The 487-nt window shown below is 52.6% G+C and carries 1 protein-coding gene; it reads left to right on the top strand.

The window, feature by feature from the left end; translation table 11 throughout:
- Positions 1-487 (top strand): beta-ketoacyl synthase N-terminal-like domain-containing protein (locus KIH86_RS10585; protein WP_223110447.1); only part of this gene is annotated, 487 nt, incomplete at both ends.

The following is a 487-nucleotide window of genomic DNA, read 5'->3' as shown; positions in this document are numbered from 1 at the left end:
GGGGTCGATCAATTCGATCCGCTATTCTTCAATATTTCCCCCCGCGAAGCGGAACGAATGGACCCCCAGGAACGATTGTTTCTGGAATGCGCGTATGCAGCCATGGAGGATGCGGGCTATACTCGTGAAACCCTGGGTTCGTACCGTGGGCTCGGTCTGGAAGGAAACGTCGGAGTATATGTAGGGGTGATGTATGAAGAGTATCAACTGTACGGAGCCCAGGAACAGCAGCGGGGAAGACCGGTAACGTCGGGAGGAAGCTTGGCCTCAATCGCCAACCGGGTGTCCTATTTCTTCAATTTCCATGGACCCAGCATGGCTGTGGAAACGATGTGCTCCTCCTCGTTAACGGCAATTCATCTGGCTTGTCAAAGCCTCCAGCGGGATGGATGTGAGCTGGCGATTGCGGGAGGAGTGAATGTCTCCATTCATCCGAATAAATATTTGAAGCTCAGCCAGGGAAAGTTCATTTCCAGCAAAGGAAGAT

It is taken from the genome of Paenibacillus sinensis (assembly GCF_019904155.1).
Taxonomy (GTDB): domain Bacteria; phylum Bacillota; class Bacilli; order Paenibacillales; family Paenibacillaceae; genus Paenibacillus_AQ; species Paenibacillus_AQ sinensis.
The sequence above is the reverse complement of the archived record's forward strand: the minus strand, read 5'-3'. Positions and strand labels throughout refer to the sequence as shown.